Here is an 8,372-nt window from a genome sequence, read left to right on the forward strand (position 1 = left end):
AAGGCAAGGGACTTTGACTCCCTCATGCGTTGGTTCGAATCCAGCTACCCCAGTTCTTAGGTAATGATCAAGATAAAAAGCAAAATATCTTAGGGTATTTTATTTTTATAATTGAAAGACGTGAACGATATGAACATGTCCTTGCGGGTGCTTAGGAAAAAAATTATAAGTATGTCAAGTTCAAGAAAAACTTGATTGTTGGAGGATTTTTTAGATGAACGAATTTGAAGATTTGCTAAATAGCGTTAGCCAAGTTGAGACTGGTGATGTTGTTAGTGCTGAAGTATTGACAGTTGATGCGACTCAAGCTAACGTTGCAATCTCTGGAACTGGTGTTGAAGGTGTCTTGACTCTTCGCGAATTGACAAACGATCGCGATGCAGATATCAATGACTTTGTTAAAGTAGGAGAAGTATTGGATGTTCTTGTACTTCGTCAAGTAGTTGGTAAAGATACTGATACAGTTACATACCTTGTATCTAAAAAACGCCTTGAAGCTCGCAAAGCATGGGACAAACTTGTTGGTCGCGAAGAAGAAGTTGTTACTGTTAAAGGAACTCGTGCCGTTAAAGGTGGACTTTCAGTAGAATTTGAAGGTGTTCGTGGATTTATCCCAGCTTCAATGTTGGATACTCGTTTCGTACGTAACACTGAGCGTTTTGTAGGTCAAGAATTTGATGCTAAAATCAAAGAAGTTGACGCTAAAGAAAATCGCTTCATCCTTTCACGTCGTGAAGTTGTTGAAGCAGCTACAGCAGCAGCTCGTGCTGAAGTATTCGGTAAATTGGCTGTTGGTGATGTAGTAACTGGTAAAGTTGCACGTATCACAAGCTTCGGTGCTTTCATCGACCTTGGTGGTGTTGACGGATTGGTTCACTTGACTGAATTGTCACATGAACGTAACGTATCACCAAAATCAGTTGTAACTGTTGGTGAAGAAATTGAAGTGAAAATCCTTGATCTTAACGAAGAAGAAGGACGCGTATCACTTTCACTTAAAGCAACAACACCTGGACCATGGGATGGCGTTGAGCAAAAATTGGCTAAAGGTGATGTAGTAGAAGGAACAGTTAAACGTTTGACTGACTTCGGTGCATTTGTTGAAGTATTGCCAGGTATCGATGGACTTGTTCACGTATCACAAATTTCACACAAACGTATTGAAAATCCAAAAGAAGCTCTTAAAGTTGGTCAAGAAGTTCAAGTTAAAGTTCTTGAAGTTAACGCAGATGCAGAGCGCGTATCACTTTCTATCAAAGCTCTTGAAGAGCGTCCAGCTCAAGAAGAAGGACAAAAAGAAGAAAAACGTGCTGCTCGTCCACGTCGTCCAAAACGTCAAGAAAAACGTGATTTCGAACTTCCAGAAACACAAACAGGATTCTCAATGGCTGACTTGTTCGGTGATATCGAACTTTAATCAAATTGATAATCACAAAATCCTTTGTTTAAAACAAGGGATTTTTCTTTTGTCTGTAAACCTTTTTTGATATAATAGTTCTATGTTAGAATCAGAAAAACAATCATGTTATCAAATGTTAAATGAAGAACTATCTTTTTTATTGGAAGGTGAAACTAATGTTTTGGCTAATCTTTCCAACGCCAGTGCTCTTCTAAAATCACGCTTTCCTAATACCGTATTTGCAGGCTTTTATCTGTTCGATGGAAAGGAATTGGTTTTAGGTCCTTTCCAAGGCGGTGTTTCCTGCATCCGTATTGCGCTAGGAAAGGGTGTTTGTGGTGAGGCAGCTCATTTTCAGGAAACCGTTGTTGTTGGAGATGTAACGACTTATCCCAACTATATTTCTTGTGATAGTCGAGCTAAAAGTGAAATTGTTATTCCGATGGTTAAGAATGGTCAATTATTTGGAGTTCTAGATCTTGATTCTTCAGAGATTGATGATTATGATGCTATGGATCGAGATTATTTGGAACAATTTGTCGCTATTTTGCTTGAAAAGACAGAATGGGACTTTACAATGTTTGGGGAGAAAGCCTAATGTATCAAGCACTTTATCGAAAATATAGAAGTCAAAACTTCTCCCAGTTGGTTGGACAGGAAGTTGTGGCTAAGACTCTTAAACAAGCAGTGGAGCAAGAGAAAATAAGTCATGCCTATCTTTTTTCTGGTCCACGTGGAACGGGAAAAACCAGTGTAGCCAAGATTTTTGCCAAAGCTATGAACTGTCCAAATCAAGTGGGTGGTGAACCTTGTAATAACTGCTATATTTGTCAAGCAGTGACGGACGGTAGTTTAGAAGATGTCATTGAAATGGATGCGGCCTCTAATAATGGGGTGGATGAAATTCGCGAAATTCGTGATAAATCTACCTACGCCCCTAGTCTTGCCCGCTATAAGGTTTATATCATAGATGAGGTTCACATGTTGTCTACAGGAGCTTTTAATGCCCTCCTAAAGACGCTGGAAGAGCCAACACAGAATGTGGTCTTTATTTTGGCAACTACTGAATTGCACAAGATTCCTGCCACTATTCTATCCCGTGTGCAACGTTTTGAATTTAAATCAATTAAGACACAGGATATTAAGGAACATATCCACTATATTTTAGAAAAAGAAAATATCAGTTCTGAACCAGAGGCTGTGGAAATCATTGCCAGACGGGCTGAAGGTGGGATGCGGGACGCCTTGTCTATTTTGGATCAAGCCCTAAGTTTGACACAGGGAAATGAGCTGACGACTGCTATCTCTGAAGAAATTACTGGCACCATTAGTCTATCAGCCTTGGATGATTATGTGTCTGCCTTGTCTCAACAGGATGTTCCAAAGTCCCTAGCGTGCTTAAATCTTCTCTTTGACAATGGTAAGAGCATGACTCGTTTTGTGACCGACCTTTTGCACTATTTAAGAGACTTGTTAATTGTCCAAACAGGGGGAGAAAACACTCACCATAGTCCAGTTTTTGTAGAAAATTTGGCACTTCCTCAGGAAAATCTGTTTGAAATGATTCGCTTGGCGACAGTCAGTTTAGCAGATATTAAGTCTAGTTTGCAGCCCAAGATTTATGCTGAGATGATGACCATCCGTTTAGCGGAGGTTAATCCTGAACCAGCTCTTTCAGGAGCGGTTGAACATGAAATTGCTACGCTGAGACAAGAAGTGATACGTCTCAAACAAGAACTCGCCAATGTGGGAACTGTAGCCAAGCCAACTAGTCCAGCACCTAGTCGCCCAGCAGCGGACAAGACAGTCTATCGTGTGGATCGCAATAAGGTTCAATCGATTCTACAAGAGGCCGTTGAAAATCCTGATTTAGCACGTCAAAATCTGATACGCTTGCAGAATGCCTGGGGAGAGGTGATTGAAAGTCTAGGAGGTCCTGATAAGGCTTTGCTAGTTGGTTCTCAACCGGTTGCGGCCAATGAACACCATGCTATTCTTGCTTTTGAGTCTAACTTCAATGCTGGTCAAACCATGAAACGAGACAATCTCAACACCATGTTTGGCAATATCCTCAGTCAGGCAGCAGGTTTTTCACCTGAGATTTTAGCCATTTCCATGGAGGAATGGAAAGAAGTTCGCGCAGCCTTTTCAGCCAAAGCCAAATCTTCTCAAACTGAAAAAGAAGCAGAAGAAAGTCTAATTCCAGAAGGATTTGAATTTTTGGCTGATAAAGTGAAGGTAGAGGAAGACTAAAGAAAGATTTCATGATACAATAAGTTTATGAACAGACAACAATTTATTATCATAGCGCTGTTTACAGCTGCTGAGACCTATTTTTTCAATGAAGCTTGGATGACTGGTCGCTATATTATGGCAGTCTTTTGGGCCATTTTGCTCTTTAGAAATTTCCGAGTTAGTTACTTGATGGGCAAGATTGTAGATGTCATTGACCAGCATTTAAAAGGAAAAGACTAGTCCTCAGCTTCTAGACAAAATCAAAGCCTTTTAGGCTTTTTTTTGTTATACTATAAAAGTATATTTATTGACCTATTACCGTATTTTCTAGGGAAAACGAGTATGTTTCTAGTAAGTACTGTAAAGGCCTTGAAAAAGAAAGGAACTATCATGTCAGTATTAGAGATCAAAGATCTTCACGTTGAGATTGAAGGAAAAGAAATTTTAAAAGGGGTTAACCTGACTCTTAAAACAGGAGAAATTGCCGCTATCATGGGACCAAATGGTACTGGTAAATCAACTCTTTCAGCCGCTATTATGGGAAATCCAAACTATGAAGTTACCAAAGGTGAAGTCTTGTTTGATGGCGTAAACATCCTAGAGTTGGAAGTGGATGAGCGTGCGCGTATGGGACTTTTCCTTGCTATGCAATACCCGTCTGAAATTCCTGGAATTACCAATGCTGAGTTTCTTCGTGCAGCCATGAATGCTGGTAAAGAAGATGATGAGAAGATCTCAGTTCGTGAGTTTATCACTAAGTTGGACGAGAAAATGGAATTGCTCAACATGAAAGAAGAAATGGCAGAGCGTTACCTCAATGAAGGTTTCTCTGGTGGTGAGAAAAAACGTAATGAAATTCTTCAGCTTTTGATGTTGGAGCCAACTTTTGCCCTTTTGGATGAGATTGATTCAGGTCTTGATATTGACGCTCTTAAAGTTGTATCTAAAGGTGTGAATGCCATGCGTGGTGAAGGATTTGGTGCTATGATTATCACTCACTACCAACGTCTTTTGAACTACATCACTCCAGACGTGGTACACGTAATGATGGAAGGTCGTGTTGTCCTTTCTGGTGGTCCAGAATTGGCTGCGCGTTTGGAGCGTGAAGGATACGCAAAACTAGCTGAAGAACTTGGCTACGACTACAAGGAAGAATTGTAATTCCCTCGTATCTTTTAGGAGAAGTAAATGACTAAAGAAAATATTAAACTTTTTTCAGAAATGCACGCTGAACCAAGCTGGTTGGCTGACCTTCGTCAAAAAGCTTTTGATAAGATTGAGAGCCTAGAATTACCAGTTATTGAGCGTGTCAAATTTCACCGTTGGAATCTGGGTGATGGAACGATTACAGAAAGTGAGCCATCAGCAAATGTTCCAGACTTTACAGCTTTAGATAACCACTTGAAGTTGGTGCAAGTAGGAACTCAAACTGTTTTTGAGCAAACTCCAGTTGAGTTAGCTGAACAAGGTGTTGTTTTCACAGACTTTCACTCAGCTTTAGAAGAAATTCCAGAGCTGATCGAAGAATTCTTCATGTCATCTGTTAAGTATGACGATGACAAGTTAGCAGCCTACCATACAGCTTATTTCAATAGTGGTGCTGTTCTCTACATTCCAGATAATGTTGAGATTGCTGAACCAATCGAAGGAATTTTCTACCAAGACAGCGACAGCGATGTGCCCTTTAACAAGCATATTATGATTATTGCTGGTAAAAATTCTAAGATTAGTTATCTGGAGCGTTTAGAGTCACGTGGTGAAGGCAGTGCCAAAGCAACTGCCAATATCACAGTGGAAGTGATTGCACGTTCTGGTTCTCAAGTGAAGTTTGCTGCGATTGACCGTCTAGGTGAAAATGTTACTGCCTACATTAGCCGTCGTGGTAAATTAGGCAACGATGCAAGCATTGACTGGGCAATCGGTGTCATGAACGAAGGAAATGTCGTTGCAGACTTTGATAGCGATTTGATTGGTAACGGTAGTCATGCTGACCTGAAAGTTGTAGCTCTTTCAAGTGGCCGTCAGGTACAAGGGATTGATACCCGCGTAACTAACTATGGCTGCAATTCAATCGGAAATATCCTCCAACATGGGGTTATCCTTGAAAAAGCAACTTTGACCTTCAATGGTATCGGTCACATTATTAAGGGTGCCAAGGGAGCAGATGCACAACAAGAGAGTCGTGTTCTCATGCTTTCAGATCAGGCTCGTTCAGATGCCAACCCAATTCTTTTGATTGATGAAAATGACGTAACTGCTGGTCACGCTGCTTCTATTGGACAAGTAGATCCAGAAGATATGTACTACCTCATGAGTCGTGGCTTGGATAAGGCAACTGCAGAGCGCTTGGTTGTCCGAGGTTTCCTTGGATCTGTTATTGTTGAGATACCAGTCAAAGAAGTTCGTGATGAAATGATTGCAACTATCGAAGAAAAATTGTCAAAACGCTAAGGGGAAGCCTATGTTAGATGTAGAAGCGATTCGCAAGGATTTTCCAATTTTAGACCAGATTGTTAATGATGAACCGTTGGTCTATTTGGACAATGCTGCGACGACACAAAAACCACTAGCAGTTCTGGAAGCCATTAATCGCTACTATGAGCAGGATAATGCTAATGTTCACCGTGGTGTTCATACCTTGGCGGAGCGGGCGACAGCGTCCTATGAAGCCGCTCGTGAAACCATTCGTAAGTTTATCAATGCAGGTTCGACAAAGGAAGTTCTCTTTACTAGAGGAACGACAACCGGTCTGAACTGGGTAGCTCGCTTTGCTGAGGAAGTCCTGACAGAAGGGGATCAGGTCTTGATTTCTGTAATGGAACACCATTCCAATATTATTCCTTGGCAGGAAGCCTGTCGCAAGACTGGAGCTGAGCTTGTTTATGTCTATCTCAAGGATGGAGCTCTGGATATGGATGATTTGCGAGCAAAATTGACGGACAAGGTCAAGTTTGTCTCCCTTGCTCACGCCTCAAATGTTCTTGGTGTGGTCAATCCAATCAAAGAAATCACTCAATTGGCCCATCAAGTTGGAGCTATCATGGTGGTGGATGGTGCTCAATCTACGCCTCATATGAAGATTGATGTTCAGAACTTGGATGTGGACTTCTTTGCCTTTTCAGGTCACAAGATGGCTGGTCCAACTGCTATTGGTGTCCTTTATGGTAAAGAAAAGTATCTGGAACAAATGTCACCAGTAGAATTTGGCGGTGAAATGATTGATTTCGTTTATGAGCAATCTGCTAGTTGGAAGGAATTGCCTTGGAAATTCGAGGCTGGAACTCCTAACATGGCAGGTGCTATTGGACTAGCTGCTGCAGTGGATTATCTAGAAAACATCGGTATGGATGCCATTGAAGCCCATGAACAGGAATTGATAGCATACGTCTATCCAAAACTGCAGGCGATTGAAGGATTGACCATTTATGGTTCGCAGGACTTGGCTCAACGTTCAGGTGTCATTGCTTTTAACCTAGGCAATCTCCATCCTCACGACCTTGCGACAGCTCTGGATTATGAAGGAGTAGCTGTTCGTGCAGGTCACCACTGTGCGCAACCCTTGCTTCAGTATTTGGACGTTCCAGCTACAGCTCGTGCAAGTTTTTATATCTACAATACCAAGGCAGATTGCGACAAGCTAGTCGATGCCTTACAAAAAACAAAGGAGTTTTTCAATGGCACTTTCTAAACTAGATAGCCTTTATATGGCAGTGGTAGCGGACCATTCGAAAAATCCACATCACCAAGGGAAGTTAGAAGATGCTGAGCAAATCAGTCTCAACAATCCAACCTGTGGGGATGTCATCAACCTCTCTGTCAAGTTTGATGCAGAGGACCGTTTGGTAGATATTGCTTTTCTAAACTCAGGATGTACGATTTCAACTGCCTCTGCTAGTATGATGACAGATGCCGTTTTAGGCAAGACCAAACAAGAAATCTTAGAACTTGCGACCATTTTTTCTGAAATGGTTCAAGGGCAAAAAGATGAGCGTCAAGACCAACTTGGAGACGCAGCCTTCTTATCAGGCGTTGCAAAATTCCCTCAACGAATCAAGTGTGCAACCCTAGCTTGGAACGCCCTGAAGAAAACAATTGAAAATCAAGAAAACAAGTAAGGCAAGTTTCTTTTGTCTTATGAATCAGTAGAAATGAAGAATGAAAGAAAGGATATTATGGCTGAAGAAAGAGTAGAACCAAAACCAATTGACCTTGGTGAATATAAATTTGGTTTCCATGATGATGTAGAGCCTGTCCTATCGACAGGAAAAGGATTGAATGAAGATGTCATTCGTGAACTATCAGCTGCAAAGGGAGAACCTGAGTGGATGCTAGAATTCCGTTTGAAGTCTTATGAAACCTTCAAAAAAATGCCCATGCAAACTTGGGGAGCAGACTTGTCAGAGATTGATTTTGATGACTTGATCTACTACCAAAAACCATCTGATAAACCAGCTCGTTCATGGGATGAGGTTCCTGAAAAAATTAAAGAAACCTTTGAACGTATCGGGATTCCTGAAGCTGAGCGTGCTTATCTAGCTGGTGCCTCTGCCCAGTATGAGTCAGAAGTGGTTTACCACAACATGAAGGAAGAGTTCCAAAAATTGGGGATTATCTTTACAGATACGGATTCTGCCCTCAAGGAATACCCAGACTTGTTTAAACAATACTTTGCGAAGTTGGTACCGCCGACAGATAACAAGTTGGCAGCCCTCAACTCAGCAGTATGGTCCTGTGGACT

General features: G+C 41.4%; 8 protein-coding genes and 1 pseudogene. All 9 read left to right on the forward strand.

The window, feature by feature from the left end; genetic code table 11:
* The first annotated feature begins 214 nt into the window (after positions 1–214).
* On the forward strand, positions 215–1,417 hold the full coding sequence (rpsA, locus tag QZ565_RS06465; RefSeq protein ID WP_001001631.1) for a 30S ribosomal protein S1: 1,203 nt from the start codon (positions 215–217) through the stop codon (positions 1,415–1,417).
* Between the two features lie 82 nt (positions 1,418–1,499).
* Complete coding sequence (locus QZ565_RS06470) at positions 1,500–1,997, forward strand: GAF domain-containing protein (protein WP_295527176.1); 498 nt, start codon at positions 1,500–1,502, stop codon at positions 1,995–1,997.
* Positions 1,997–3,652 carry a DNA polymerase III subunit gamma/tau gene (gene dnaX / locus QZ565_RS06475; protein WP_295527179.1) on the forward strand — a complete coding sequence of 552 codons (1,656 nt, stop codon included), beginning with the start codon at positions 1,997–1,999 and terminating at the stop codon, positions 3,650–3,652. The genes QZ565_RS06470 and dnaX overlap by 1 nt, the downstream gene beginning before the upstream one ends.
* 27 nt (positions 3,653–3,679) lie before the next feature.
* A complete protein-coding gene (locus tag QZ565_RS06480) occupies positions 3,680–3,874 on the forward strand; it encodes a DUF3272 domain-containing protein (RefSeq protein ID WP_049551575.1) in 195 nt (64 codons plus the stop codon).
* Positions 3,875–4,024: 150 nt separating this feature from the next.
* Complete coding sequence (gene sufC, locus QZ565_RS06485; protein WP_000114489.1) at positions 4,025–4,795, forward strand: Fe-S cluster assembly ATPase SufC; 771 nt, start codon at positions 4,025–4,027, stop codon at positions 4,793–4,795.
* A gap of 27 nt (positions 4,796–4,822) precedes the next feature.
* Positions 4,823–6,085: a Fe-S cluster assembly protein SufD gene (gene sufD / locus QZ565_RS06490; protein ID WP_295527192.1), complete on the forward strand. Its 1,263-nt coding sequence runs from the start codon at positions 4,823–4,825 to the stop codon at positions 6,083–6,085.
* Between the two features lie 10 nt (positions 6,086–6,095).
* On the forward strand, positions 6,096–7,322 hold the full coding sequence (locus QZ565_RS06495) for a cysteine desulfurase (protein ID WP_295527195.1): 1,227 nt from the start codon (positions 6,096–6,098) through the stop codon (positions 7,320–7,322).
* Positions 7,309–7,749: a Fe-S cluster assembly sulfur transfer protein SufU gene (gene sufU, locus QZ565_RS06500; protein WP_084930118.1), complete on the forward strand. Its 441-nt coding sequence runs from the start codon at positions 7,309–7,311 to the stop codon at positions 7,747–7,749. Before QZ565_RS06495 ends, sufU begins: the two co-directional genes overlap by 14 nt.
* A 57-nt stretch (positions 7,750–7,806) precedes the next feature.
* Positions 7,807–8,372, forward strand: a pseudogene (locus QZ565_RS06505) (Fe-S cluster assembly protein SufB); the annotation flags it as partial.

The sequence above is a fragment of the uncultured Streptococcus sp. genome (assembly GCF_915066115.1).
In the GTDB taxonomy this organism is placed as follows: domain Bacteria; phylum Bacillota; class Bacilli; order Lactobacillales; family Streptococcaceae; genus Streptococcus.

Bases quoted from the DNA above. Each gene is read 5' to 3' on its own strand.
- dnaX (WP_295527179.1), top strand. From the start codon at position 1,997: ATGTATCAAGCACTTTATCGAAAATATAGAAGTCAAAACTTCTCCCAG.
- sufC (WP_000114489.1), top strand. From the start codon at position 4,025: ATGTCAGTATTAGAGATCAAAGATCTTCACGTTGAGATTGAAGGAAAA.
- rpsA (WP_001001631.1), top strand. From the start codon at position 215: ATGAACGAATTTGAAGATTTGCTAAATAGCGTTAGCCAAGTTGAGACT.
- sufU (WP_084930118.1), top strand. From the start codon at position 7,309: ATGGCACTTTCTAAACTAGATAGCCTTTATATGGCAGTGGTAGCGGAC.
- QZ565_RS06480 (WP_049551575.1), top strand. From the start codon at position 3,680: ATGAACAGACAACAATTTATTATCATAGCGCTGTTTACAGCTGCTGAG.
- QZ565_RS06470 (WP_295527176.1), top strand. From the start codon at position 1,500: ATGTTAGAATCAGAAAAACAATCATGTTATCAAATGTTAAATGAAGAA.
- QZ565_RS06495 (WP_295527195.1), top strand. From the start codon at position 6,096: ATGTTAGATGTAGAAGCGATTCGCAAGGATTTTCCAATTTTAGACCAG.
- sufD (WP_295527192.1), top strand. From the start codon at position 4,823: ATGACTAAAGAAAATATTAAACTTTTTTCAGAAATGCACGCTGAACCA.